We start from the raw sequence: 23,925 nt of genomic DNA, 5'->3' as shown, positions 1-23,925 counted from the left end.
CATGCGAACCGATTCTTCTCCCGGCACCCTGCCGGCGCGGGAGCACCTCCCGGCCGCCGGAGCGGGCACGCCGGTCCTGGACGTAGTGATCCCCGTCTACAACGAGGAGAAGGACCTGGGGCCGTGCGTCCGCGGACTGCACGAGCACCTGACCCGCACCTTCCCCTACGCCTTCCGCATCACGATCGCCGACAACGCCTCCACGGACAGCACCCCGCACGTGGCCGGCCGGCTGGCGGAACGGTTCCCCCGGGTGCGGTCGGTGCGGCTGGAGCAGAAGGGGCGCGGCCGGGCGCTGCGGACCGTCTGGTCCGCCTCGGACGCCCCTGTCCTCGCCTACATGGACGTGGACCTGTCCACCGACCTCAACGCGCTGCTGCCGCTGGTCGCCCCGCTGATCTCCGGCCACTCCGACCTCGCCGTCGGTTCCCGGCTGAGCCGCAGCTCGCGGGTGGTGCGGGGGGCCAAGCGGGAGTTCATCAGCCGCTCGTACAACCTGATCCTGCGCGGCTCGCTGCAGGCCCGCTTCTCCGACGCGCAGTGCGGGTTCAAGGCGATCCGCCGTGACGTGGCCCAGGTGCTGCTGCCCCTGGTGGAGGACAGCGGCTGGTTCTTCGACACCGAACTGCTGGTCCTCTCCGAGCGCGCGGGGCTGCGCATCCACGAGGTGCCGGTCGACTGGGTCGACGACCCCGACTCCACCGTGCACATCGTGAGGACGGCGACCGACGACCTCAAGGGCGTCTGGCGGGTCGGCAGGGCGCTGGCCACCGGCTCGCTGCCGCTGGACCGGCTCGCCCGGCCCTTCGGCGACGACCCGCGCGACCGGGACATCGAGGATGTACCGCAGGGACTGGCCCGCCAACTGGTCGGCTTCTGCGTCGTCGGCGTCCTGTCCACCCTCTTCTACCTGCTCCTCTACAGCGGCTTCCGGACCTTCACCGGCTCCCAGGCCGCCAACGGGCTGGCCCTGCTGGTCTCGGCGGTCGCCAACACCGCCGCCAACCGGCGGCTCACCTTCGGGGTGCGGGGGCGCGGCGGGGCCGTACGGCACCAGGCGCGGGGCCTGGTCGTCTTCGGCATCGGTCTCGCCCTGACCAGCGGCTCGCTCGCCGCGCTCAACGCGGCCACCAGCGACCCAGCCCACTCCACCGAGCTGGCGGTCCTCATCGCGGCCAACCTCGCGGCGACCGTGCTGCGGTTCCTGCTCTTTCGCGCGTGGGTGTTCCCAGGCCGCGACCGGTCCCCCGGGACCACCGCCGCCCCTTCCGGGCAGGACGCCACCCCCGGCTGGCAGCACGCTCCCGCCGCCTCCGGCTGGCAGCACGCTCCCGCCGCCTCCGGCTGGCAGCACGCTCCCGCCGCCTCTGACGGGCAGCACGCCCCCGCCGCTCCCGACCGGCAGCACGCGACCATGCCGCTCCAGCCGGTCCGCTCGCCGCTCCCCACCCGTCCGTCCCGGCCTTCCGGCCTCGACCCGAGGGACTTCCGATGACCACGCAGTACGACCAGACGGGTCCCCCGGCGGACCCCGCCACCTGGGGACCCCCGGGGGCGGCCCGCCACGCCGCCCCCGGTACGGGCGAACCCCGCGGTCCCCTCGCCCGCAGAGCGTGGCGCGGCCGGCCCGAGGACCCCCGCTGGGTACGCCCCGCCTTCCTCGGCCTGCTGCTCGCGACCGGACTGCTCTACCTCTACGACCTGGGCGCCTCCGGATACGCCAACTCCTTCTACTCGGCGGCCGTCCAAGCGGGCAGCGAGTCCTGGAAGGCGTTCTTCTTCGGCTCGCTGGACGCGGCGAACGCCATCACCGTGGACAAGCCCCCGGCCTCGCTGTGGCCGATGGAGCTGTCGGTGCGGATCTTCGGCCTGAACTCCTGGGCGATCCTGGTGCCCGAGGTGCTCATGGGCGTCGGCACGGTCGCCGTCGTGTACGCGGCCGTACGCCGCCGCTTCGGCCCGGCGGCCGGTCTGATCGCGGGCGCGGTCCTCGCGCTCACCCCGGTCGCGGCGCTGATGTTCCGGTTCAACAACCCGGACGCGATGCTGGCGCTGCTGATGTCCCTCGCCTGCTACCTCGTCGTCCGCGCCCTGGAGGACGGCCGTACGAAGTGGCTGGTGTGGGCCGGGGCCGCGATCGGCTTCGCCTTCCTCGCCAAGACCCTCCAGGCCTTCCTGATCCTCCCGGCCCTCGCGCTGGTCTACGGCGTCTGCGCGCCCGTGCGTCTGAAGAAGCGGCTGGGCCAACTGGCCCTGGCGACCGTCGCGCTGGTCGTCTCCGGCGGTTGGTGGGCCGCGGTCGTCGAGTTGTGGCCGGCGTCGTCGCGCCCGTACGTCGGCGGCTCGCAGAACAACAGCTTCCTGGAGCTGACCTTCGGCTACAACGGCCTCGGCCGGCTCAACGGCGAGGAGACCGGCAGCGTCGGCGGCGGTGGCGGCGGCGCGGGCGGTGGCGGTCAGTGGGGCGAGACCGGCTGGGACCGGATGTTCAACTCCGAGATCGGCGGCCAGATCTCCTGGCTGCTGCCCGCTGCGCTGATCCTGCTCGTCGCCGGCCTGGTCCTCACCCGGAAGGCCGTACGGACCGACCTCGCCCGCGGCTCGTTCCTGGTGTGGGGCGGCTCGCTGCTGATGACCGTGGTCGTCTTCAGCTACATGGCCGGCATCTTCCACCAGTACTACACGGTGGCCCTCGCCCCGTACCTCGCGGCCGTGACCGGCATGGGCGCGGCGGCTCTGTGGGAGAAGCGGCGGACGCTGTGGGCGTCGCTCGCCCTCGCGGCCGCCGTCACGGCCACGGCCGCCTGGGGGTACGTGCTGCTCGACCGCACGCCCGACTACCTGCCGTGGCTGAAGTGGCTGGTCCTGGTCGGCGGGCTGGTCGCGGCCCTCGGGCTGGTCTTCGCGGGCCGGGTGGGGCGCAGGGTGGCGCTCGCGGCGGCGGGGCTGGGCCTGGTGGCCGCGCTGGCCGGTCCGACGGCGTACACGCTGAGCACGGTGCAGGAGGGACACACCGGTTCGATCGTCACCGCCGGTCCGGCCGGGGCGAGCATGGGCGGCGGTCCCGGCGGCGGTGGGGGCGGGGACGGCGGCTTTCCCGGCGGAGGCGCGCCCGGCGGGCAGGACCAGCAGGGCGGCCAGGGCCAGACCCCGCCCGGCGGGGGCGGCACCGGCGGCTTCCCCGGTGGCGGACCCATGGGCCAGGACGGCCGGAACGGTCGGGGTGTCCCGCAGAACGGCACCGGCAACAGCGCCGAGGGCGGTATGCCCGGCGGCGGTGGGGGCGGTGGCATGGGCGGCCTGCTCGGCGGCGCGGACGTCGACTCCGAGGCGAAGGAACTGCTGGCGGCCGACGCCGGCGACCACACCTGGGTCGCCGCGGCCGTCGGCGCCCAGAACGCCGCGAGCTACCAGCTCTCCACCGGTGAACCCGTGATGGCGATCGGCGGCTTCAACGGCACCGACCCGTCCCCGACGCTCGCGCAGTTCAAGCAGTACGTGGCCGAAGGGAGGATCCACTACTTCGTCGCCGGTGGTGGCATGGGCGGCGGCATGGGCGGGGACTCCGGCAGCTCCGGGCAGATCTCCACCTGGGTGCAGGAGAACTTCGAGGAGGTGACGGCCGGCTCGGCCACCTTCTACGACCTCACGCGGAAGACGACCGACGGCTGACGGTCCCCGATGAGGGACGAGGGCGGTGACATCCCATGTCACCGCCCTCACGTACGTCCCCTACATCCCCTGCTCCCCCTCGGCCAGCCGCGCCGGGAAACCGCCGGTCGCCACCGGACCCCAGCGCTCCGGAGTGATCCGGATGATCGACTTGCCCTGCTTGACCATGGCGGCGCGGTACTCGTCCCAGTCCGGGTGCTCACCAGCGATGTTCCGGTAGTACTCCACCAGCGGCTCCACGGACTCGGGCGGGTCCACCACCTCGGCGGTGCCGTCGATCTGGACCCAGGGCCCGTCCCACTCGTCGCTGAGGACGATCAGGCTCACCCGGTTGTCCTTCTTGGCGTTGCGGGTCTTGGCGCGCTCGGGGTACGTGGAGACCACGATCCGGCCCGAGTCGTCGACCCCGCAGGTCAGCGGCGAGCCCTGGGGACCGCCGTCGGCCCGCCGGGTCAGCAGGACCGCCCGGTGCCGGGGCCGTACGAAGTCCAGCAGCTCGTCGAGGGAGACGCGGGTGTTCGTCGCGATGTTCGGTGCCATGGCGTCAGCCTAGGCCGCCAGGGCCTCCGGGAGGTTGTCGTACACGGGGACGTCACGGCGCAGGCCGGTCAGTTCCAGCACGCGGCTCGCCACGCCGTCCGGGCGGGCCACCACGTACACGCGGGTGCCGGGGCGCAGCAGCCGGCGTACCTCGTTGATGAGGCGGACGCCCTGGGAGTCCATGAACAGGGTCGCGGTGAGGTCGAGGACCAGGACCCGGGGGCGCCGGCCGTCGCCGGTACGCGCCCCGGAGACGATGACGTCGAGGAGGCCGCCGGCGTTGGAGAAGTCGATCTCCGGGGGGAACCGGAGCACTGTGGGCGCGGACACGTCACGCGGCTCGGAGGGATTCGGCAGGAAGGTCACGGTGCTCACCTGGCAGACATGTGTCGTCCGGGATTTCGGCAAGGCCGCTTCCTGACCCGTCAGCCCATTGCACCACGCCGGAGGGCGCCGGTGGAAGCGGACCGGGGAGGTGATCGGCCCGGGTGTCGATACCCCAGGTCCGGGCGTCACCTCATCGCAACCGAACAGATAGGATTCTGTGCGTCCTGTGCTCGCAGTCGGGAATGTGCTGCGGAGCTCTCCTGCGCACGGCCGTGGTGCCGTGCATGCCGAAGAGGTTCGTGGTGGTTGCGTCCCGGTTTTCTGATTTGCCCCGTTTCCCGGCTGGGTTGGAGCTGGCGGAAGCGCTCACGGAGGCGGCACAGAGGCTGCACGAGACCTCCACCCCGGACAGCACCCTGAACACCGCGGTCCGTCTCGCGGTCGGCCTCGTGCCGGGTGCCGACCACGCGGGCATCTCCGTCATCGAGCGGGGCAACCGGCGCTCCACGCTCGCCTGGACCGACGACGTCGTGCGCGCCGCCGAGGAGGACGGCGACCCCGGGGCCGGGCACCGGCCGTACTGGCACCGCCTGTGGACCGCCCCCGTGGCCGAGGTCGAGGACAGCGAGAACGGTGACGGCGAGAACGGCGACGGCGACGACGCGCTGGCCGAACTGGGCCTGCGCTCCGCGCTGTCGCTGCGGCTGCGGGCCGACCGCCGCCGGCTGACCGTGCTCACCGCCTACGCCCGCAAGCCGCGCGCCTTCGACGAGACCGCGCTGCGGATCGGCCGGCTGTTCACCGCGCACGTCGGCATCGCCCTCGACTCCGCCACCGTGCGCGAGCAGCTCACCGAGGCCATGCGCACCCGGGACCTGATCGGCCAGGCCACCGGCATCCTCATGGAGCGCCTGGACATCGACGCGGCCGGCGCCTTCGACAGCCTGGTCCGCGCCTCGCAGCGGGAGAACGTCAAACTCCGCGACCTCGCCCGCCGCATCGTCGATCCGCACAGCACCTCCTGACGGGGCCTCACGCGGCCGGCAGCGACTCCCCCTGGACGGCCTGGACGTCCAGCTCCACCCGGAGGGTCGTGCCGATGGCCGCGATGCCGGCCTGGACGACCTGGTTGTAGTTCATCGCGAAGTCCTCGCGCCGCAGTCCGGCCGTGGCGCGGAAGGCCGCCCGGGTGCCGCCCCAGGGGTCCGCCCCGGTGCCGAGGTAGGCCAGGTCCAGGTCGACGGGCCGGACGACACCCCGCATGGCCAGCTCGCCGTGGACCGTCCAGCGGCCGGAACCCGCCTCGGTCAGACCGGTGGACCGGTAGGTGATCTCGGGGTACCGCTCGACGTCCAGGAAGTCCGCGGACCGCAGATGGGTGTCGCGCGTCCCGTTGCCGGTGTCGATGGACGCCGCCCGGATCACCGCCTCCACGCGGGACTCGGTGACGTCGTCCGGCGCGATCTCCACCAGGGCCGCGAACTCGGTGAACCGGCCCCGCACGCTGGAGATGCCCAGGTGCCGGGCGACGGCCGCCACGCTCGAGTGCGCCGGGTCCACGGTCCACGGCCCCGGCGGCGGCAGCTCGGTGCCGCCCTGCCGGGCCAGTGTCACCGTCCCGACCTCGGCCCGCCCGCTCGCGGTGACGATCGCACTGGCGGCGGCGGGCGCGTACCCGACCGCGGTGACGACGACGGTGTACGCCCCCGGCGCCAGCTCGGTGGTGTCCCGGACGGCGCCCTCGGCGTCCGCCCCGGCGCGCAGCACCTGCGTACCGGTCCCGTCGGTCACCGTGACGACCGCGTGCGACACGGCCCATCCGCCCCGGGTGCGGATCCTCGCGGTCAGTGACATCCCTTTTCTCCCTGCGAACACGTGTGAAACACGTACAAAATGGTCGGATGGGACCGGCCCGCGACGAGGGCGCGTCTCCGCTACAGAACGCGTCCGCCCGCCACGGGCCGGGGTTTCGCTACTCGCCCGGGTGGGCGAGCTCGATGTCGTGGTCGTCGGCACCGGTGCCGGTGACCGTCAGCGCCGTCGCCACCGGCGGGTAGCCCGTGGCGATGACGGTGTACTCGCCGCCGTCCAGGTCGGCGAAGGCGTACGCCCCGTCCGCACCGGTCGTCGCCGTGCCGGCCACGTTGCCCGCCGCGTCGACCAGGGTGACCCGGGCGTCGGCCAGCGGCCCGTGCGGGGCGCGGACCACGCCCCGCACCCGGGCGCCGGTCTCCAGGTCGACCTCGACCCGGGTGACCCCGGTGCCGCCCACCTCGACGGGCAGCGCGCGCGGCCGGTACCCGGCGGCGTTCACCGCCACGGTCACCGCGCCCGGCACCAGCTCGGCGAACGAGAACTCGCCCTGCTCACCGGTGCTCCCGGTGGCCAGCAGGTCCCCGCGCACATCGGTGACGATCACCATCGCGTCCTTCACCGGCAGCCCACCGCCCGCCGTGCGGACCAGCCCGCTCAGGCCGCTGGTGCCGCTGAGCAGGATGTCGTAGGCGACCGGTTCGCCGTTCACCACGACCGTGGACGCTTGTGGCTGGTGGCCGTCGGCGGAGGCGATCAGGACGTACGACCCGTTGCCGGGCGCGTCCACCGCGTACGCGCCGTCGGCCTGCGCCACCGACCGGCCCAGCTGGCGCCCGCCCAGCGAGATCAGCGTGACGGCCGCCTGCGGCACGGGCGCGCTGTCGGCGCCGCGCACGACACCGCGCACCGGGATGCCGCCGGAGGCGGGCGCCCCCGGCGCACCGGGGCCGGCCGCCGTGGCGACGGCGGCGAGGCGCTGCGCGGCCGAGACGGCCGAGACGGCCGAGGTGTCCGAGGTGTCCGAGGGGGCCGCTGGGGTTGCCACGGACGCCAATGCACCGGCCGGAACCGGCTCGTCGGCGGCGCGGGCGGCTTCGGCGGGGGCCGGTGCCGCCGGCGGGGCGGTCTCGGCCGAGGCCTCCGCTGTCCGGGCCGACGCGCCCGAGGTCCGCAGCGGAACCTCCTTGATGAACAGCGTCACCAGGAAGGCGAGCAGGGCGACCGGCGCGACGTACAGGAAGATGTCGGCGATGCCGTGCCCGTAGGCGCTCTCCAGCCAGGTGCGGATGTGCTCGGGCAGCAGGTCCATGTCGGGGATGGCGCCGCTGCCGGAGGCCTCGGCGGCCGCCGCCCGCTCCTGCGGGCCGAGCGAGCCGATGGTGTCCGAGGCGTAGCCGCTGATCCGGGTCGACATGACCGAGCCGAGCACGGAGACGCCCACCGCGCCGCCGAGGGACCGGAAGAAGGTCACGACGGAGGAGGCCGCGCCCAGGTCGCCCGGGTCCACCTGGTTCTGCGTGCACAGGACCAGGTTCTGCATCATCATGCCGACGCCGAGACCCATCAGCGCCATGTAGACCGCGATGTGCCAGTACGGGGTGTCGTAGCGCATGGTGCCGAGCAGGCCCAGGCCGGCCGTCAGCAGCACACCGCCGGCCAGCAGCCAGTTCTTCCACTTGCCGGTCCTGGTGATGATCATGCCGGAGGCCGTGGACGACACGAACAGGCCGCCGATCATCGGGATGGTCATGACGCCCGACATGGTCGGGGACTCGTCCCGGGCCAGCTGGAAGTACTGGCTGAAGTAGACGGTGCCCGCGAACATCGCGATACCGACGAACAGCGAGGCCAGCGAGGCCAGGGTGATGGTGCGGTTGCGGAACAGCCGCAACGGGATGATCGGCTCGGCGGCCTTCGTCTCGACGAGGAGGAAGACCAGCGTCAGCACGATCGTGCCGCCGACCATGGCGCCCGTCTGCCAGGACATCCAGGAGTACTTGTCGTCGGCGAAGGTGACCCAGACGAGCAGCAGGCAGACGGCCGCGGTGACGAAGAAGGCACCGGCCCAGTCGACCTTGACCTTCCGCTTGACCACGGGCAGGTGCAGCGTCTTCTGCAGCACGATCAGCGCGACGACGGCGAAGGGCACGCCGACGTAGAGGCACCAGCGCCAGCCGAGCCAGCTGGTGTCGGTGATCACGCCGCCGAGCAGCGGGCCGCCGACGGTCGCGACGGCGAAGGTCGCGCCCAGGTAGCCGGAGTAGCGCCCGCGCTCACGCGGGGAGATCATCGCGGCCATGATGATCTGCGCCAGGGCGGACAGACCGCCGGCGCCCAGGCCCTGGATGCCCCGTGCGGTGATCAGCATCGCGGGGTTCTGCGCCAGACCGGCCACCACGGAGCCGATGACGAAGACGATCAGGGCTATCTGGACCAGGGCCTTCTTGCTGACCAGGTCCGCGAGCTTGCCCCACAGGGGGGTGGAGGCGGTCATCGTCAGCAGCGAGGCCGTGACGACCCAGGTGTAGGCGCTCTGGCCGCCGCCGAGGTCGCTGATGATCTCCGGCAGGGCGTTGGTGACGATGGTCGAGGACAGGATGGCGCAGAACATGCCGAGCAGCAGCCCGGACAACGCCTCCATGATCTGCCGATGCGTCATCGGAGCGTCTGCGGAGGAGCCTCCCCCGTGCTTGGCATGAGCCCGCACACCGGCTGGTGTGGTCGTTGCCATGGACTTCCTTCTCTTATGTGCTTGCGGGGGTACGGGTGGTCCGTTCGGGAGTGGGAGACGCCGGGCGGGGTACCGCTCGGCAGTCACCGAAGCTGTTCCTGAGCCGGGTCAGCAGCTGGGTGAGCCGGCCGACCTCGTCGTCGGACCAGTCGTCCAGGCGCTCCGCGAGGAGCTGGGTGGTCCGCCGGAACAGCTCGTCGAGCTGGTCCTGGCCGGCGGGGGTGAGGCGCAGGATGCGGGACCGCTTGTCGGCGGGGTCGGGGGAGCGTTCGATCCAGCCGCGCCCGGCCAGGTGCGCGGCGTGGCGGCTGGTGACCGACATGTCCACGGACAGCAGCTCGGCGAGCCTGCTCATGCGCATGCCGCCGTGGCGGCCGAGCAGCGTCAGCACGGCGGCGGAGCCGCTGTGACAGTCGGCCGGCATGATCCGGTTCATTTCCCGCTTGACGGCGCCGAAGGCGCTGAACTGTCGTACCAGTTCCTCGTACTGCGCCTGCCCGGCCATGACACCTCCCATTTGATTGCTTAGGGCAACGATAGGAATGGATGGTTGCTACAGGCAAGCAAAAATGGGATCCCTGGCCAAAAAACTTGGCAAAGGCAAGTAATCGCGAAAGTAAACCCGCAGGCCAGGGCTCCCGCCGCCCCGGCCGCACCGTCCGTCGGCCCTTGCCCACGCCCCCGCTTGGGCACCCCGCCGGGCATTCGCTAGGGTCTCGGGGCATGGCTAACACCCAGGGCCCGCAGGGCAACCACGACCCCGCCGGCAGCACCCAGATGTTCCGCGCGTTCGTCGACGAGGAACCCCAGGGCCGGCAGGCCGCCGCGACCGGCGGCGGTCCGCGGATCGGCCTGATCGTCGGCATCGTCGTCGCCGTGGCGGTCGTCGCCGCGGTGGCCTGGCTCGCGCTGAAGTAGCCGGAAGCGCGGCGGCCGCCGTTGCGCCCGTACAGGGCGCCCCGGCGGCCACGAAACCGATGCCACGCGCGGAGCGTCCTCCGGACGCCCCGCCCTGCCGTGCCTCAGTCCGAGATGAGGCCCTCCCGCAGCTGGGCGAGCGTGCGCGTGAGCAGTCGCGAGACGTGCATCTGGGAGATGCCGACCTCCTCGCCGATCTGCGACTGGGTCATGTTGGCGAAGAAGCGCAGCATGATGATCTGCCGCTCGCGGGGCGGCAGCTTGGCCAGCAGCGGCTTCAGCGACTCCCGGTACTCCACGCCCTCCAGCGCCGTGTCCTCGTAACCGAGGCGGTCCGCGAGCGAGCCCTCGCCGCCGTCGTCCTCGGGAGCGGGGGAGTCCAGCGAGGACGCCGTGTACGCGTTGCCGACCGCGAGGCCGTCGACGACGTCCTCCTCCGACACGCCCAGCACGGCGGCGAGTTCGGCGACCGTCGGGGAGCGGTCCAGCTTCTGGGAGAGCTCGTCGCCGGCCTTCGTCAGCGCCAGGCGCAGCTCCTGCAGCCGGCGCGGCACCCGCACCGACCACGACGTGTCGCGGAAGAACCGCTTGATCTCGCCGACCACCGTCGGCATCGCGAACGTCGGGAACTCCACGCCCCGTTCGCAGTCGAAGCGGTCGATCGCCTTGATCAGCCCGATGGTGCCGACCTGGACGATGTCCTCCATCGGCTCGTTGCGCGAGCGGAACCGCGCCGCCGCGTACCGCACCAGCGGCAGGTTGAGCTCGATCAGGGTGTCCCGGACGTAGCCGCGTTCCGGGCTGTCCTCGTCCAGTGCGGCGAGCCGCAGGAACAGGGAGCGGGACAGGGTGCGGGTGTCGAGGGCCGCCGTGTCCGGGAGTTCCGGAACGGGGGCGGCCGCGAGGGTCGGCCCTTCGTCGATGGGGCCGAGTGCGTCGAGAGCATGGGGAGCTTTCTCGCTCTCCGCGAGCGTGAGCACCTTCGAGCTGCCCTGTTCTGCGGACATGCCACCCCCTTTGGGTCGCGGGACGGTCGCGGCGGACGCTCCCCGATCGAGGAACGCAGCCATCACCTGGAATACCGGCGCCGAGGCCCCGGCAAACGCGCTTCCCGCAGAATGTCACATGTCGGCAACGCGCTGTAGTGACATGTCGACATCCGAGATGTGAATCAGCCCTGGAAACAAGGGGTCTGACAGCCTTTCGGCTCAGAAGCGCGCAGAAATACACCTGTGGGTGATTCGCTCTTTCCGGTTACGCCTCGATCCTGTTTGCGGATCGCAGTCGCTGGAAGCTGCGCGCCAGCAGACGGGACACGTGCATCTGCGAGACACCGAGTTCCGCACTGATCTGCGACTGGGTGAGATTGCTGTAGTAACGCAGCAGCAGGATGCGCTGCTCCCGCTCGGGCAGCTGGACGAGCAGGTGCCGGACGAGGTCGCGGTGTTCGACGCCGTCCAGGGCGGGATCCTCGTACCCCAGCCGGTCCAGCAGTCCGGGCATCCCGTCGCCCTCCTGCGCGGCCTCCAGCGAGGTGGCGTGGTACGACCGTCCGGCCTCGATGCAGGACAGCACCTCCTCCTCGGTGATGCGCAGCCGCTGGGCGATCTCGGCGGTCGACGGGGAGCGCCCGAAGGCGGTCGTCAGGTCCTCGGTCGCGCTGTTGACCTGCACCCACAGCTCGTGCAGCCGGCGCGGTACGTGGACGGTGCGGACGTTGTCCCGGAAGTACCGCTTGATCTCGCCGACCACCGTCGGCATCGCGAACGTCGGGAACTGCACGCCCCGGTCCGGGTCGAAGCGGTCGATGGCGTTGATCAGCCCGATGGTGCCGACCTGGACGACGTCCTCCATCGGCTCGTTGCGGGAGCGGAAGCGGGCGGCGGCGTAGCGCACCAGGGGCAGGTTGGCCTCGATGAGCGCGGCGCGCACGCGGGCGTGCTCCGGCATGCCCGGCTCCAGCTCCTTGAGCTGGCCGAAGAGCAACTGTGTCAGGGCCCGGGTGTCGGCGCCGCGACGCTTGGCGGGGCTCACCGGCGGGTCGGCGGCCGGGGACGGGTCAGCCGTGGACGGGTCGGCTGGGGACGGGTCGGCCGTGGACGGGTCGGCCGGGGACGGGGCGAGGGTGGACGGGTCGGTCGCAGACGGAGCGGTCGCGGGCGGGTCGAGAGGGGACGGGGCGGGGGCGGACCGGGCGGCGGCCGGGGCCTGGACCGCGTCGGGGGACACCTCGTCCTGGGGCGGCGCAGTACTGGCCGACACGGTCAACGCCACCTCTTCATCGCTCACATCGTCCGTCAACTCATCCGTCAAAAGCGGTCATAGCATCACAAGACTGACTCACTGTGCGCAAGCACCGCATATTCCGTGTTGAGCGTCGAGCGTGGGCGTACGGCACAACAAAACCCCCTGCCGTCATGGCAGGGGGCTCCGGAAGACGGGGTGTCAGAACTCGTAGTCGGCGATCACCCACGTGGCGAACTCGCGCCACAGTCCGACACCCGCCTGGTGCTCCGGGTGCTCCACGTACCGGCGCAGCGCCTCCGCGTCCTCGAACGCCGAGTTGATGGCGAAGTCGTAGGCGATGGGACGGTCGCTGATGTTCCAGGCGCACTCCCAGAAGCGGATCTCCGGGATCCTCCCGTCCAGCGAACGGAAGGCCTCCACGCCCTCCACGACCCTCGGGTCGTCGCGCTCGACGCCCTCGTTCAGCCTGAAGAGCACCAGGTGGCGGATCATCACTCTCCTCCGTTGGCCAGCCAGGTCATGAAGTCGCCGACGGCCTTCGCGGCGTCCGATATGCCCTCGAACCCTATCTGGACGTAGTCGGCCGCCTTGGCCGGGTCCGTGATGATCAGATACAGCACGAAGACCACAAGGACGTAGACGGCGATCTTCTTCGCGTTCACCGCCATCGCGGCCCCCCTGTCACTGGTGTCACATCAGCATCGAGCGGGCCCATGATCGCACGAAGGGCCCCGTCTGACGACGAGGCCCTTCACCAGCGGTAGCGGAGGGATTTGAACCCTCGGTGACTTGCGCCACACTCGCTTTCGAGGCGAGCTCCTTCGGCCGCTCGGACACGCTACCGAGGGAGACCTTACAGCAAGGCGGGGTGTGGTTTGAAATCGGTATTCACCGGTTCCGGAAGAACTCCGTGAGCAGCCGGGCGCACTCGTCGGCGAGCACGCCCCCGATCACTTCGGGGCGGTGGTTGAGCCGCCGGTCGCGGACGAGGTCCCACAGCGAGCCGACCGCGCCCGCCTTCTCGTCCCGGGCGCCGTAGACGACCCGGTCCACCCGTGCCTGCTGGACCGCCCCCGCGCACATCGTGCACGGCTCCAGCGTCACCACCAGGGTGCAGCCGGACAGCCGCCACTCCCCGAGCCGGGCGGCGGCCCGCCGGACGGCGAGGACCTCCGCGTGGGCCGTGGGGTCGCCGGCGGCCTCGCGCTCGTTGTGGGCGGCGGCCAGCACGGTGGTGCCGTCCGGGGCCAGCACGACGGCGCCGACGGGGACGTCCCCGCCCCGGACGGCCCGTTCGGCCTCGTCCAGGGCGAGCCGCATCGCGGGCCGCCAGGGGTCGCGTACCGGGTCCGGCGGACCCGGTACGTTCCGCACGGTCAGCGGACGGTCTCCAGGACCTCCGAGGCGCCCAGGACGTCGGCGATCTCGGTGACGGCGTCCCCGGTCATCGCACGCAACTCCTTCTCGCTCACGCCCAGATCCTCCAGGACCTGCGCGTCACCGACCGGTCCGTGCGGCACGGTGCCGACGACGACGCCGCCGGCGGACGCGGCGCCGACGTCGGCGTCCTCGTCGTCCGGTTCACCGTCCTCCGGTTCTCCGTCTTCCGTGCCGTCGAGGTCGAGGGCGTCCAGATCGGCGCCGTCGTCCCCGGGTTCCCGGCCGAGCAGCTCGTCGGTGAGCAGGATCTCGCCGTAGCTGCTGCGGGCGGCGGCAGCGGCGTCGGAGACGTAGACCCGAGGATCCTCCTCGCCGTCCACGCGGACGACGCCGAACCAGCCGTCCTCCTGCTCGATCAGCACGAGCACCGTGTCCTCGTCGGGAGAGGCCTCCCGGGCCAGGTCGGCCAGATCCGACAGGGTCTCCACATCGTCGAGCTCCGTGTCGCTCGCTTCCCACCCGTCTTCGGTGCGCGCGAGCAGTGCGGCGAAGTACACCGTGACTCTCCCACTGGTCATAGGCGTGCCGGTTGGGGGTCCCCCCGGCGGAGGTGTTGCGGGCGGGGGGACGGTGCTCCGAGCCCCACCCACTCGGAATCGTGGCAGAAACAAGGCTGTCAGGGGACGTCTTCGGCTCCCTGTGTCCGGCATTTTGACCGCAGTCCGCCGAGTGCGCCCACGAAGGACTCACCAGCGCACTCCTTGTCGCCACGTGCGGATCGTACGCGGACTTGACGCGCCCTCCCCGCACGGGCACTTCGGCAAACGCGTGCACGTGGCGCGATCTTCCCGCGGCCGGGTGGGATTTTCCCCGGTGCGCCTACCAGCGGAAGGTGCGCATGCGCATCGCGTGGCGCAGCCGGGCGGCCTTGGCGCGGCGTGGCTGGACCCGGTCGCGCAGTTCCCGGGCCTCGGCGAGTTCGCGCAGGAACCGGGCGCGGCGCCGCCGCCGCTCGGCCTCCGTCTCCGCCGGATCGGGTGCCCCACGCGGCGACGGATCATCCCGGTTGTCCTGCTCAGGCATCGGTTCACCACCTCGGTCCGTCCCTCCCACCTTCCCCCGGACGGGCGGTTTGACGCCAGTGAACGAGCGACGGGTGTACGGAGGGCCTGCCATGTGCGGGGACGTCGGGCCGGCCGGGCCCGGTTAATGTTGACGCCATGCGTCTCCACGTCGTCGACCACCCCCTGGTCGCCCACAAGCTCACCACGCTGCGCGACCAGCGCACCGACTCCGCGACCTTCCGCCGTCTCGCCGACGAGCTGGTCACCCTGCTCGCCTACGAGGCCACGCGCGACGTGCGCACCGAACAGGTCGACATCCAGACGCCGGTCGAGCGGACCACGGGTGTCAAGCTCTCCCACCCGCGCCCGCTGGTGGTGCCGATCCTGCGGGCCGGTCTCGGCATGCTGGACGGCATGGTCCGGTTGCTGCCGACCGCCGAAGTGGGCTTCCTCGGCATGATCCGCAACGAGGAGACGCTGCAGGCCTCGACGTACGCCACCCGGATGCCGGAGGACCTCTCCGGGCGCCAGGTCTACGTCCTGGACCCGATGCTCGCCACCGGCGGCACGCTGGTCGCGGCGATCCAGGAGCTGATCAGGCGCGGCGCGGACGACGTGACCGCCGTGGTGCTGCTGGCCGCGCCCGAGGGCGTCGAGGTCATGGAGCGCGAGCTGGCCGGCACTCCGGTGACGGTCGTCACGGCGTCGGTCGACGAGCGGCTCAACGAGCACGGTTACATCGTGCCCGGCCTCGGCGATGCGGGGGACCGGATGTACGGGGCGGCGGAGTAGGACCCGCGGCCCCGCGTCTCAGCGGTTCTTCTTCGTCTCAGCAGTTCTTCTTCGAGGCGGGCGTCGCCTTGGGCTCGGCCAGTGCGGTCAGGGCCCGGTCGGCGTCCGCCTTCTTCGTCAGGGCCTCGAAGCCGTCGCCGATGATCAGGTCGACCTCGGTGCCCTTGCGGGCGGGGTCGGTACGGCGTTCGGCGTCGGCGAGCTGGGTGCCGAGCACCGGCAGCGAGGTGTCGTCGGCGGCGGCGGGCCCGAGGAACACGCCGGTGCCCTTGACCTTCTTGTCGTACTCCTTGGTCGCGTTGCCGACCTCGCCGATCCTGAAGCCGCGCTTCTTCAGTTCGTCGGCGGTCTTCTGGGCGAGTCCGCCGCGGGTCGTGGCGTTGAGGACGTTGACCGTGATGGTCCCGGGCTCGGGCAGCGCCTTCGGCGCGGTCGTGCGGCTCGCCGTGTCGGCGCAGGCCGCCTTGGTGCCGTTCACGGAAGCGGAGTCGCCGCCACCGGTGAACACGTCGATGAGCTGGAGCGTGCCCCAGCCGCCCACGCCGAGCACGGCCGCGGAGGCGACGCTCAGGACGACGAGCCTGCCGCGCCGCCGGGGCCGGCGCATCCGCGGGTACTTGTCACCCGTGATCCGGTACTGGCCGCCCATGCCGGGTGGAGTGAGCATGCTCATGAGCGCAGCGTAGTGCGCTCGGGCGACAATGCATACCAGATGATCATCCGACCGTGTGCGGTCCAACCCGAAAGGGTCAAACCGTGTCCCCGGGGAGACGCCGGCCGGGCGTCAGTCCAGTTCGAGGACGCGGGCGTGCAGCACCTGGCGCTGCTGGAGCGCGGCCCGCACCGCGCGGTGCAGCCCGTCCTCCAGGTACAGATCGCCCCGCCACTTCACGACGTGCGCGAAGAGGTCGCCGTAGAAGGTCGAGTCCTCGGCGAGGAGGGTCTCGAGGTCGAGCTGCTGCTTGGTCGTCACGAGCTGATCGAGGCGGACCGGGCGCGGCGCGACGTCCGCCCACTGCCGGGTGCTTTCCCGGCCGTGGTCGGGGTACGGCCGGCCGTTTCCGATGCGCTTGAAGATCACACGGAAAGCCTACCGGTCAACGCGTTCCGGGCGCAGCCATGGCGACGCAGTGCGACGCCGGAAAAGGCACCCGAATACGGGGCGAAACGGGATGGTGGTCTGATATGACCGATCGGGGGGGCCGGACCGTCGGCCACCGCTTCCGGGGCGCCCGGCCGTTCCTCGGTCCTCCCCGAGGTGGCCCCCGTCCCCCTCCGGCTTCCCGCTTCCCGGAGTCCTTCGCGGCCTTCGCCTCGGCCTCTCACCGGCCCGTGGGCCGTACGCCGATCCGTTCGCCCGGCAGCGCGTCGGCTTCGGGGTCCGGGAGAGGTGGAGGAGCGGGAGTGACGTCCGCGTCCCGGCTCAGCTCGCGCGCCAGTACCCCAGCGCGTGCACCCGCTGCTTCGGCACGCCCAGTTCCTTGCGCACGAACGCCGACAGCGCGCGGGTGGTCGCGGTGTCGCAGGCGATCCACACGTACGGGTCGGGGGTGGACCGCAGCAGCCCGGGCAGGTCGGCCCGGACCCGTTCGAGCAGCGCCGCCCCGGCCCCCGACCGGGGCACCTCGCGCACCTCGATCCGGTCGGGGTCGGCCCGGAAGGGCAGCCCGTCCAGGGCGCCCTCGAACCAGACGGTCGCCGGAGTCGCGCACAGCGCGCCGAGCAGCGAGTTGACGGCCGGCAGCGAGGCCGGGTCGCCGATCGCGACGATGTGGGAAGGGCCGGGGTCCGGCTCCTCGAAGCCCGTGCCCTGCACGGTCGCCTCGATGGTGTCGCCGGGCTCCGCCGCCCTGGCCCAGTCGCTGGCGCACCCCTCGTGCAGGGCGAACTCCAGGCTGAAGGTGCCGGCCACCGGGTCGGGGTCGACCAGGGTGTACGCCCGCTGGTGCGGCTTGCCCGCGTTGTCGAACCACAGCCGCACCCACATCGTCGGGTGGACACCGGTCGCCACCAGCATCCCGCCGTCGGTGAAGCGCACCCGCCGGTAGTCGGCGGTGACGTCCTCCGTGCCGGTCACGGTGAACACGAAGTCCTTCGCGCGCATCAGCTTGAGGACCGCGCCCTCCCAACCCCGCCCCTGCCCCATCGCGTCTTCACCCTTCGCGTACGATTCCGCCACGGTTTACTTAGGAGAGCCTAACCTAATGGGAAATGAGGGCGCAGTGGGCGGCGAGATCTTCCGGGACCCCTGGGGCGTCCCCCATCTGCGCGCGGAGAGCGTGAACGGGCTCGCGTACGCCCAGGGCCGGGTCACCGCCCTCGACCGGGCCTGGCAGCTCGAGGTCGAACGGCACCGCGCACAGGGCACCTCGGCCTCGTTCCTCGGCCCCGAGGCGCTCCCCTGGGACCGTTTCGCCCGCCGCGCCCGCCTGGCCGACACGGCCCGCCACTGCTGGACCGAACTGCGACGGACGGACCCGGAAACGGCGGAGTGGGTACGGGCGTACGTGTCCGGCGTGAACGAGGGCCTGGCATCCGCCGGGGGCCCGGGTTCCGGCCTGCCGGCCGGCAGCGGGGGCCCGGCGTCCGGAGCCGCCGGGGAAGCGGGTCCGCGGAGGCCGGCCGCCGACTTCGGACCCCGGGCCGACGCGCCGGCCGGCAGTCCCGCCGTGAGCGCGGCCGACCCGGCGGCCTCCCCGGCCGGGGAGGCCGACAGTGAGGGCCCGGCATCCGAGTTCGCCCCCGAGTTCGCCCGCGCGGGACTTCGCCCCGGTCGCTGGGAGCCCTGGACCCCGCTCGCGGTCTGGCTCTCCACCCACATCCTGTTCGCCGGCTTCCCCGCCAAGCTCTGGCGCGCGCACATCACCGCCCACCTCGGCGCGGACGCCGTCGGCCTGTTCGCCTCCGACGGTCCCGGCACCGCCGGCAGCAACGGCTGGCTGGTCGCCGGGCAGCGCACGGTCACCGGGCACGCGGTCATCGCCGGGGACCCGCACCGCTTCATCGAGGACCCCGGCGTCTACCAGCAGATCCGCCTGTCCTGCCCGGAGTTCGACGTCGTCGGCCTCGCCGTGCCCGGCGTCCCCGGCATCGCCCACTTCGGCCACACCGGCACGGTCGCCTGGGCCATCACCAACGCCATGGCCGACTACCAGGACCTCTACCGCGAGCGGCTGCGCCGCACCGGCGCCGGCGTGGAGGCGCTCGGCCCGGACGGGACGTGGCACCGTGCCGTCCGGCACACCGAGACCGTCGAGGTGGCGGGCGAGGAGCCGGTCGAGGTCGAGGTCGTCGAGACCGACCGGGGCCCCGTCGTCATCGGCGGCCCGGAAGGCCTCGACGACGGCGTGCCCGAGCCCGGCGAACCCCCGCTCGCCGTCGCCCTGCGCTACCCGCCCCGCGTCACCGGCGACCTCGGCTTCGGCGCCCTGCTGCCGCTGCTGCGGTCCCGCCGGGCCGCCGACGTGGACCGCGCCGTCGACCGGTGGGCCGAGCCGGTCAACGTGGTCATGGCCGCCGACACCGAGGGCGGCACCCTGCACCGGGTGGCCGGCCGGGTCCCGGTCCGCTCCGAGGCCAACGGGACCCGCCTGGTGCCGGCGTGGGAGCCCGGCCACGAGTGGCGGGGCTGGCACGAGCCGCCGCGCGCCGGACTGACCGACGGGGTCGCCGTGATGGCGAACCAGCGCGGCCCGGCGACCGGGCTGGGCGTCGAGTTCGCCCCGCCGCACCGCGCCGACCGCATCACCGCGCTGCTGGGCCGGCGGACCCGCTGGTCCGCCGCCGACATGTCCGCCATCCACATGGACACCCACCTCGGCTCCGCCACCCCCCTGCTGGACCTCCTCGCCGCCCTCGACGGCCCCGCTGCGAGCGGCCCCACCGCCGGCTCGGGCGTCCCCGCCTCCCCCCACGTCCCGCCCCTCACCGCTCCCGCCGCCGCCCTGCGCGACCGCCTCCTGCGATGGGACCGCCGGATGGACGCGGACAGTGCCGACGCGGCGCTCTTCGCGGCGGTGCGCGGGGCGGTCGTACGGAGGCTCGCCGCGCACCCCGTCTTCGCCGCCGCGGCCACGCCACCCCCGTACCCGGAGGTCTTCCGCCCCTGGCTCGCCCTCGTCCCGCGCGTCGGCCACGCCCTCGAACACCTCCTCTCCGCCGAGGAACTGTTCGGCATCGACCGTCCCGCGGTGGTCCGCGCGGCCCTGGAGGAGGTGGCCGCCCGGCCGCCCGCCGGCACCTGGGGCGACACCCACCGCCTGGCCCCCTGGCGGGCGCTGCCGCCGACGACGCCGTACGACGAACCCGGCCTCTCCGGCGACCACGACTGCGTGCTGTGCACCTCCCCCGTGCCCGGCCTCACCGACCTCGCCGCGCGCGGCCCGGCCGCCCGCTACGTCTGGGACCTGGCCGACCGGGAGAACAGCCGCTGGGTGGTGCCGCTGGGCGCGTCCGGCGTACCCGGCTCACCCCACCACCGCGACCAGCAGCCCCTGTGGCTCGCCGGAGACCTGGCCCCGGTCCTCACCGACTGGGCACAGCTGAAGAAGGAGACCGATGTCTGACCCGTACGCCCCCCGCCCGGCCGTCCACGAGCAGACGGTCGACGGCTTCGGCACCGTACGCGTCCTGCCGCTGGACCCGGCCGCCGACGCGCCCCTCCTGCACCGCTGGGTGAGCGAGGAACGCGCCGTCTTCTGGGGCATGAACGGCCTCACCGCACAGCAGGTCGCCGGGATCTACGCCCACATGGACACCCTCGACACCCACCACGCGTACCTCGTCCTCAAGGACGGCGACCCCGCCGCGCTGCTCCAGACGTACGAACCGGAGGCCGACCGCGTCGGCGACTGCTACCCCGTCGAACCCGGCGACATCGGCGTCCACCTGCTGCTCGCCCCCGCCGCCGGCACCGGGAGTCCGCGTCCCGGCTGGACCGCCGCCCTGGTGGGTGTCCTCGCCGCGTACGTCCTGCTCGGCCTCGACCGGAAGCGCCTGGTGGTCGACCCGGACGTGGCCAACGAGAAGGCGGTCGCCCGCTTCCTCAAGCAGGGCTTCACCGCCGGCCCCCGGGTCGTCCTGCCGGAGATCGACCTCCCGGACGTGTACCTGCCCGAGAAGAAGGCGCAACTCGCCTTCCTCACCCGCGAGGTAGCCTTCGGCAGGTGACCCCCGACGACCTCGTCGCCCACTACGGCCTGGAGCCGATCCCCCGCGAGGGCGGCCGGTTCCGGCAGACCTGGGCCGGTCCCGCACGCCCCGACGGCCGCCCCGAGGGCACCGCCGTCGTCGTCCTGCTCACCGACGCCCCCGGCGACTTCTCCGCCCTGCACCGCCTCCCCGCCGACGAGATCTGGCACTTCCACCTCGGCGACCCGCTCCAGCTGCTCCTCCTCGCCCCCGACGGCACCACCCGCACCCCCGTGCTCGGCCCGGACGTCCTCGGCGGCCAGCACGTCCAGCTCACCGTCCCGGCCGGCACCTGGATGGGCGCGCGGGTGGCGGCCGGCGGCGCCTGGACGCTGTTCGGCTGCACGATGGCACCAGGCTTCACCTACGAGGGCTACGAGCACGGCGACGCGGCGGAACTGACGGCGCGTTACCCCGACCGGGCGGCGCTCATCGTGGAACTCTGCCGTCCATGAGCGAGCGGGGTCTGCTGCACGGCCAGGTCGCCCTGGTCACGGGCGCGGGCGGCGGCATCGGCCGGGGCATCGCGCGGCGGTTCGCCGAGGAGGGCGCGGCCGTCGCGCTGCACTGCCGTACGGCGGTGGCGTCCGCGCGGGAGACCGCCGGCCGCATCCGGGAGGCGGGCGGCGCGGCCGTCGTCCTGCGGGCCGACCTCACCGACGAGGACGCCTGCCACCGCGTGGTGGCCGAGGCGGCCGAGTGGGGAGGCGGCCGGCTGACCGCGCTCGTCAACAACGCCGGTGTCCAGCCGGTCCGGGAACTCACCGGGATGACGGCGACGGAGTGGCGCGCGGTCGTCGACACCAACCTGACCAGCGTCTTCGCCTGCACCCAGGCGGCGGCGGAGCTGATGCGCGACGGCGGCGGCACCGTCACCCACATCGCCTCCGTCGAGGCCCGCAGCCCGGCGCCCGGCCACGCCCACTACAGCGCCGCCAAGGCGGCGGTGGTGGCGCACGCCCGCTCGGCGGCCCAGGAGTACGGCCCGTGGGGCGTGCGCGTCAACACGGTCTCGCCCGGCCTGATCGAACGGGAGGGCCTGGCCGACGCCTGGCCGGAGGGCGTACGCCGCTGGCGGCGGGCGTCCGCCGCGGGCCGGCTCGGCCGCCCGGAGGACGTCGGTGACGCCTGCGTGTTCCTGGCCTCCCGGCTCGCGTCCTGGGTGACGGGCCACGACCTGGTGGTGGACGGAGGGGTCTCGGCCCGGCCCACCTGGTGAACCGGTGAGCACACCGTGCCTTCCGTCCGTACGTAACCCGTAGCCGGATTGCCGGGAGGCGGGTACGACGTGGAGCGACGGCGGAGCGGGGCGGCGGGCGATGGCGGACGAGACGGAACCCCGGGCGGCCGCGGACCCCGGCGGCTTCGAGGGCTGGTGCTGCTGGGCACCGTGCTGGTCCTGCTCCTCCTCGGCAGCGCGGCCCCGGCGAGCGCCCACGCCGCCCTCCGCGGCAGCGACCCCGGGGACGGAAGCGTCGTCAAGTCCGCGCCCCGCCACCTCACCCTGACCTTCACGGAGTCCGTCGGCCTGCTCGAGGACTCCTTCCGCGTCTACGGCCCCGACAACCGCCGGGTCCCCCTGGGCGAGCCGCAGCACGCGGACGACGCCTCCGACACCGCCCGCGCGGACCTGCCCGGCGGCCTCGCCGACGGCACGTACACGGTGGCCTGGCGGGTCGTCTCCGCCGACAGCCACCCGGTCTCCGGCGCCTTCACCTTCTCCGTCGGCAAGCCCTCGCCCACCGCACCGGCGGCACCCGCGGCGTCCGCCGAGCACCCGGTCACCAAGAGCCTCCACGACACCGGCCGCTACCTCGCCTACATCGCCGCCGCGCTGCTCATCGGCACGGCGGCGTTCGCGGCGCTGTGCCGGCCGCCGGACACCGGCCCGCTGCGGCTGCCGCTGCTCACCGGCTGGTGGACCCTGCTGGCGGCCACGGCCGTCCTGCTCGTCCTGCGCGCCCCGTACGAGAACGGCGCCTCGCCCGCGACCGCCCTCGACCTCGCGGCGTTCACCGACACCCTCACCGGCCGCCCGGGTCTCGCCCTGCTGACCCGCCTCGCCCTGCTGTCGGCGGCGGCGCTCCTCCTGCCGCTCGCCCGGCGCCGCTCCCCCCGGACCCGCCTGGCGGCCGGCGCGGCACTCTCCCTCGCCCTGGCCCTGACCTGGGCGGCGGCCGAACACGCCTCCGCCGGTGTCCAGGTCCCCCTCGCCATGACGTCGTCCGTGCTCCACCTGCTGGCGACGGCGTGCTGGCTCGGCGGTCTGACGGCCCTGCTCCTCACCCTCCACCGCGCGAAGACCCCACCGTCGGTCACCACCGTCACGGCCTTCTCCCGCCTGGCCTTCGTCTCGGTGACCGTCCTCGTCGTCACCGGCGTCTACCAGTCCTGGCGAGGCCTCGGCTCCTGGTCCGCCCTCACGGAGACGTCATACGGCCGGACCCTGGCGGTCAAGCTCGCCGCGACGGTCTTCCTGCTGTTGGCGGCGTCACTGTCCCGCCGCTGGACGGCCCTCCTGGCGCGACCGGCGCAGGCACCGGCGGCGGTCGAGGAACGCGTACCGGAACTGGTGGGCGCGCCCGGAGCCCTTCCGGAGTCGAGGCCGGCAGCCCCACCGGCGGACGGGACGAACGAACCGGACGACCGTCACCGCCGCGCCCTGCGCCGCTCCGTACTGGCCGAAGTCGTCGTGGCCGTGGCCGTCCTGCTGGTCACCACGGTGCTGACCGGCACCCTCCCCGCCCGCGCGGAGGCGGAGGCGGCCAAGGCGTCCGAGCCGCAGGTGGCCGGTCTCCCCGGCGCGGAGGCGTTCACGATCCCCTACGACGTGGGCACCCCCGGCGGCCGGGGCACGGTCCAACTCACCATGGACCCGGGCCGGGTGGGCGAGAACGGCCTCCAGGCGGTGGTCTTCGGTGCCGACGGCGGTCTGACCTTCGTACCGGAGCTGCGCATCTCCTTCACCCTCGCGGCGAAGGACATCGGCCCCATCGACGCGAAGCCGACCGACCGGGGCGGCTACTGGGCCACCAACGACCTCAACCTCCCCCTCGAAGGCACCTGGACGATGAAACTGACGATCCGGGTCTCGGAGGTGGACCAGGTGAGCGAGACGCGCCAGGTGGAGATCACCCGCTGAACGCAGGACAGGCCGTCGACGGCGCGACACGTAAGGATTTCGTCATCCGCCACGCGGCCCCGGACGGCCGGTCCGCCCCGTTGAATGAACCGGGACAGGTGACTCCC

General features: G+C 72.9%; 25 protein-coding genes and 1 tRNA gene. 10 read left to right on the top strand and 16 right to left on the bottom strand.

What is annotated here, in order from left to right; all coding sequences use genetic code 11:
- Window position 1 precedes the first annotated feature (1 nt).
- Both ACFXAE_RS17185 and ACFXAE_RS17180 read left to right on the top strand, forming a co-directional pair.
- Entirely contained in the window at window positions 2–1,495 is a 1,494-nt protein-coding gene (locus tag ACFXAE_RS17185) for a glycosyltransferase (RefSeq protein ID WP_384714766.1), read from the top strand.
- Complete coding sequence (locus ACFXAE_RS17180) at window positions 1,492–3,672, top strand: glycosyltransferase family 39 protein (RefSeq protein WP_384714763.1); 2,181 nt, start codon at window positions 1,492–1,494, stop codon at window positions 3,670–3,672. Before ACFXAE_RS17185 ends, ACFXAE_RS17180 begins: the two co-directional genes overlap by 4 nt.
- Before the next feature lie 60 nt (window positions 3,673–3,732).
- Here ACFXAE_RS17180 and ACFXAE_RS17175 read toward each other — a convergent pair whose 3' ends face one another.
- Window positions 3,733–4,212, bottom strand: a complete 480-nt coding sequence (locus ACFXAE_RS17175; protein WP_384714760.1) for a PPOX class F420-dependent oxidoreductase — start codon at window positions 4,210–4,212, stop codon at window positions 3,733–3,735.
- Between the two features lie 9 nt (window positions 4,213–4,221).
- Window positions 4,222–4,587: an STAS domain-containing protein gene (locus ACFXAE_RS17170; RefSeq protein ID WP_384714757.1), complete on the bottom strand. Its 366-nt coding sequence runs from the start codon at window positions 4,585–4,587 to the stop codon at window positions 4,222–4,224.
- A gap of 236 nt (window positions 4,588–4,823) precedes the next feature.
- Here ACFXAE_RS17170 and ACFXAE_RS17165 point away from each other — a divergent pair, with 236 nt between their 5' ends.
- A complete protein-coding gene (locus ACFXAE_RS17165) occupies window positions 4,824–5,564 on the top strand; it encodes an ANTAR domain-containing protein (RefSeq protein ID WP_384714754.1) in 741 nt (246 codons plus the stop codon).
- 7 nt (window positions 5,565–5,571) lie between these two features.
- On the opposite strand, the gene ACFXAE_RS17160 is transcribed toward ACFXAE_RS17165, so the two are convergent.
- The 3 genes from ACFXAE_RS17160 to ACFXAE_RS17150 form a co-directional block, all read right to left on the bottom strand.
- Window positions 5,572–6,393, bottom strand: a complete 822-nt coding sequence (locus tag ACFXAE_RS17160; protein ID WP_384714751.1) for a YceI family protein — start codon at window positions 6,391–6,393, stop codon at window positions 5,572–5,574.
- A 118-nt stretch (window positions 6,394–6,511) separates the two neighbouring features.
- Window positions 6,512–9,085 (bottom strand): MFS transporter, encoded by a 2,574-nt coding sequence (locus tag ACFXAE_RS17155; RefSeq protein ID WP_384714748.1) that lies wholly within the window; start codon window positions 9,083–9,085, stop codon window positions 6,512–6,514.
- A 13-nt stretch (window positions 9,086–9,098) separates the two neighbouring features.
- Complete coding sequence (locus ACFXAE_RS17150) at window positions 9,099–9,590, bottom strand: MarR family winged helix-turn-helix transcriptional regulator (RefSeq protein WP_384714745.1); 492 nt, start codon at window positions 9,588–9,590, stop codon at window positions 9,099–9,101.
- A gap of 218 nt (window positions 9,591–9,808) precedes the next feature.
- On the opposite strand from ACFXAE_RS17150, the gene ACFXAE_RS17145 reads away from it, so the two are divergent.
- A complete protein-coding gene (locus tag ACFXAE_RS17145) occupies window positions 9,809–10,003 on the top strand; it encodes a hypothetical protein (protein ID WP_217128810.1) in 195 nt (64 codons plus the stop codon).
- Between the two features lie 104 nt (window positions 10,004–10,107).
- Here ACFXAE_RS17145 and ACFXAE_RS17140 read toward each other — a convergent pair whose 3' ends face one another.
- The 8 genes from ACFXAE_RS17140 to ACFXAE_RS17105 form a co-directional block, all read right to left on the bottom strand.
- Window positions 10,108–11,010 (bottom strand): RNA polymerase sigma factor SigF, encoded by a 903-nt coding sequence (locus ACFXAE_RS17140; protein ID WP_384714742.1) that lies wholly within the window; start codon window positions 11,008–11,010, stop codon window positions 10,108–10,110.
- Between the two features lie 247 nt (window positions 11,011–11,257).
- A complete protein-coding gene (locus ACFXAE_RS17135) occupies window positions 11,258–12,265 on the bottom strand; it encodes a SigB/SigF/SigG family RNA polymerase sigma factor (protein ID WP_384714739.1) in 1,008 nt (335 codons plus the stop codon).
- A 183-nt stretch (window positions 12,266–12,448) separates the two neighbouring features.
- Entirely contained in the window at window positions 12,449–12,742 is a 294-nt protein-coding gene (locus ACFXAE_RS17130) for a Dabb family protein (protein ID WP_217128812.1), read from the bottom strand.
- Complete coding sequence (locus ACFXAE_RS17125; protein ID WP_356309465.1) at window positions 12,742–12,918, bottom strand: hypothetical protein; 177 nt, start codon at window positions 12,916–12,918, stop codon at window positions 12,742–12,744. Before ACFXAE_RS17125 ends, ACFXAE_RS17130 begins: the two co-directional genes overlap by 1 nt.
- Window positions 12,919–13,008: 90 nt before the next feature.
- A tRNA-Ser gene (locus ACFXAE_RS17120) sits at window positions 13,009–13,093 on the bottom strand.
- A gap of 45 nt (window positions 13,094–13,138) precedes the next feature.
- Window positions 13,139–13,570: a tRNA adenosine(34) deaminase TadA gene (gene tadA / locus ACFXAE_RS17115; RefSeq protein ID WP_384714832.1), complete on the bottom strand. Its 432-nt coding sequence runs from the start codon at window positions 13,568–13,570 to the stop codon at window positions 13,139–13,141.
- Window positions 13,571–13,626: 56 nt separating this feature from the next.
- Entirely contained in the window at window positions 13,627–14,187 is a 561-nt protein-coding gene (locus tag ACFXAE_RS17110; RefSeq protein ID WP_384714829.1) for a hypothetical protein, read from the bottom strand.
- A gap of 322 nt (window positions 14,188–14,509) precedes the next feature.
- Window positions 14,510–14,713 carry a hypothetical protein gene (locus tag ACFXAE_RS17105; RefSeq protein WP_384714735.1) on the bottom strand — a complete coding sequence of 68 codons (204 nt, stop codon included), beginning with the start codon at window positions 14,711–14,713 and terminating at the stop codon, window positions 14,510–14,512.
- Window positions 14,714–14,850: 137 nt separating this feature from the next.
- On the opposite strand from ACFXAE_RS17105, the gene upp reads away from it, so the two are divergent.
- Window positions 14,851–15,486 carry a uracil phosphoribosyltransferase gene (upp, locus tag ACFXAE_RS17100; RefSeq protein ID WP_217128816.1) on the top strand — a complete coding sequence of 212 codons (636 nt, stop codon included), beginning with the start codon at window positions 14,851–14,853 and terminating at the stop codon, window positions 15,484–15,486.
- 37 nt (window positions 15,487–15,523) lie between these two features.
- On the opposite strand, the gene ACFXAE_RS17095 is transcribed toward upp, so the two are convergent.
- The 3 genes from ACFXAE_RS17095 to ACFXAE_RS17085 all read right to left on the bottom strand — a co-directional run bounded on the left by ACFXAE_RS17095 (window position 15,524) and on the right by ACFXAE_RS17085 (window position 17,632).
- Entirely contained in the window at window positions 15,524–16,135 is a 612-nt protein-coding gene (locus tag ACFXAE_RS17095) for a LytR C-terminal domain-containing protein (protein WP_384714826.1), read from the bottom strand.
- A gap of 135 nt (window positions 16,136–16,270) precedes the next feature.
- On the bottom strand, window positions 16,271–16,567 hold the full coding sequence (locus ACFXAE_RS17090; RefSeq protein WP_004929488.1) for a type II toxin-antitoxin system VapB family antitoxin: 297 nt from the start codon (window positions 16,565–16,567) through the stop codon (window positions 16,271–16,273).
- 342 nt (window positions 16,568–16,909) lie between these two features.
- On the bottom strand, window positions 16,910–17,632 hold the full coding sequence (locus tag ACFXAE_RS17085) for a siderophore-interacting protein (protein ID WP_384714731.1): 723 nt from the start codon (window positions 17,630–17,632) through the stop codon (window positions 16,910–16,912).
- Between the two features lie 58 nt (window positions 17,633–17,690).
- On the opposite strand from ACFXAE_RS17085, the gene ACFXAE_RS17080 reads away from it, so the two are divergent.
- The 5 genes from ACFXAE_RS17080 (at window position 17,691) to ACFXAE_RS17060 (ending at window position 23,818) form a co-directional block, all read left to right on the top strand.
- Complete coding sequence (locus ACFXAE_RS17080; protein WP_384714728.1) at window positions 17,691–20,051, top strand: penicillin acylase family protein; 2,361 nt, start codon at window positions 17,691–17,693, stop codon at window positions 20,049–20,051.
- Entirely contained in the window at window positions 20,044–20,655 is a 612-nt protein-coding gene (locus ACFXAE_RS17075) for a GNAT family N-acetyltransferase (protein WP_384714725.1), read from the top strand. Before ACFXAE_RS17080 ends, ACFXAE_RS17075 begins: the two co-directional genes overlap by 8 nt.
- Complete coding sequence (locus ACFXAE_RS17070; protein WP_384714722.1) at window positions 20,652–21,131, top strand: cupin domain-containing protein; 480 nt, start codon at window positions 20,652–20,654, stop codon at window positions 21,129–21,131. The genes ACFXAE_RS17075 and ACFXAE_RS17070 overlap by 4 nt, the downstream gene beginning before the upstream one ends.
- On the top strand, window positions 21,128–21,895 hold the full coding sequence (locus ACFXAE_RS17065) for an SDR family NAD(P)-dependent oxidoreductase (RefSeq protein ID WP_384714719.1): 768 nt from the start codon (window positions 21,128–21,130) through the stop codon (window positions 21,893–21,895). The genes ACFXAE_RS17070 and ACFXAE_RS17065 overlap by 4 nt, the downstream gene beginning before the upstream one ends.
- 156 nt (window positions 21,896–22,051) lie before the next feature.
- The gene (locus tag ACFXAE_RS17060; RefSeq protein ID WP_384714716.1) at window positions 22,052–23,818 is read left to right on the top strand and encodes a copper resistance CopC/CopD family protein; all 1,767 of its coding nucleotides are present in this window, start codon (window positions 22,052–22,054) and stop codon (window positions 23,816–23,818) included.
- The last annotated feature ends 107 nt before the right edge of the window (window positions 23,819–23,925 follow it).

The sequence above is a fragment of the Streptomyces sp. NPDC059454 genome (assembly GCF_042749965.1).
In the GTDB taxonomy this organism is placed as follows: Bacteria; Actinomycetota; Actinomycetes; order Streptomycetales; family Streptomycetaceae; genus Streptomyces.
The sequence above is the reverse complement of the archived record's forward strand: the minus strand, read 5'-3'. Positions and strand labels throughout refer to the sequence as shown.

Bases quoted from the DNA above. Each gene is read 5' to 3' on its own strand.
- ACFXAE_RS17095 (WP_384714826.1), bottom strand. From the start codon at position 16,135: ATGGGCGGCCAGTACCGGATCACGGGTGACAAGTACCCGCGGATGCGC.
- ACFXAE_RS17175 (WP_384714760.1), bottom strand. From the start codon at position 4,212: ATGGCACCGAACATCGCGACGAACACCCGCGTCTCCCTCGACGAGCTG.
- ACFXAE_RS17065 (WP_384714719.1), top strand. From the start codon at position 21,128: ATGAGCGAGCGGGGTCTGCTGCACGGCCAGGTCGCCCTGGTCACGGGC.
- ACFXAE_RS17160 (WP_384714751.1), bottom strand. From the start codon at position 6,393: ATGTCACTGACCGCGAGGATCCGCACCCGGGGCGGATGGGCCGTGTCG.
- tadA (WP_384714832.1), bottom strand. From the start codon at position 13,570: ATGCGGCTCGCCCTGGACGAGGCCGAACGGGCCGTCCGGGGCGGGGAC.
- ACFXAE_RS17145 (WP_217128810.1), top strand. From the start codon at position 9,809: ATGGCTAACACCCAGGGCCCGCAGGGCAACCACGACCCCGCCGGCAGC.
- ACFXAE_RS17105 (WP_384714735.1), bottom strand. From the start codon at position 14,713: ATGCCTGAGCAGGACAACCGGGATGATCCGTCGCCGCGTGGGGCACCC.
- ACFXAE_RS17130 (WP_217128812.1), bottom strand. From the start codon at position 12,742: ATGATCCGCCACCTGGTGCTCTTCAGGCTGAACGAGGGCGTCGAGCGC.
- upp (WP_217128816.1), top strand. From the start codon at position 14,851: ATGCGTCTCCACGTCGTCGACCACCCCCTGGTCGCCCACAAGCTCACC.
- ACFXAE_RS17185 (WP_384714766.1), top strand. From the start codon at position 2: ATGCGAACCGATTCTTCTCCCGGCACCCTGCCGGCGCGGGAGCACCTC.
- ACFXAE_RS17080 (WP_384714728.1), top strand. From the start codon at position 17,691: ATGGGAAATGAGGGCGCAGTGGGCGGCGAGATCTTCCGGGACCCCTGG.
- ACFXAE_RS17180 (WP_384714763.1), top strand. From the start codon at position 1,492: ATGACCACGCAGTACGACCAGACGGGTCCCCCGGCGGACCCCGCCACC.
- ACFXAE_RS17140 (WP_384714742.1), bottom strand. From the start codon at position 11,010: ATGTCCGCAGAACAGGGCAGCTCGAAGGTGCTCACGCTCGCGGAGAGC.
- ACFXAE_RS17150 (WP_384714745.1), bottom strand. From the start codon at position 9,590: ATGGCCGGGCAGGCGCAGTACGAGGAACTGGTACGACAGTTCAGCGCC.
- ACFXAE_RS17075 (WP_384714725.1), top strand. From the start codon at position 20,044: ATGTCTGACCCGTACGCCCCCCGCCCGGCCGTCCACGAGCAGACGGTC.
- ACFXAE_RS17125 (WP_356309465.1), bottom strand. From the start codon at position 12,918: ATGGCGGTGAACGCGAAGAAGATCGCCGTCTACGTCCTTGTGGTCTTC.
- ACFXAE_RS17155 (WP_384714748.1), bottom strand. From the start codon at position 9,085: ATGGCAACGACCACACCAGCCGGTGTGCGGGCTCATGCCAAGCACGGG.
- ACFXAE_RS17085 (WP_384714731.1), bottom strand. From the start codon at position 17,632: ATGGGGCAGGGGCGGGGTTGGGAGGGCGCGGTCCTCAAGCTGATGCGC.
- ACFXAE_RS17165 (WP_384714754.1), top strand. From the start codon at position 4,824: ATGCCGAAGAGGTTCGTGGTGGTTGCGTCCCGGTTTTCTGATTTGCCC.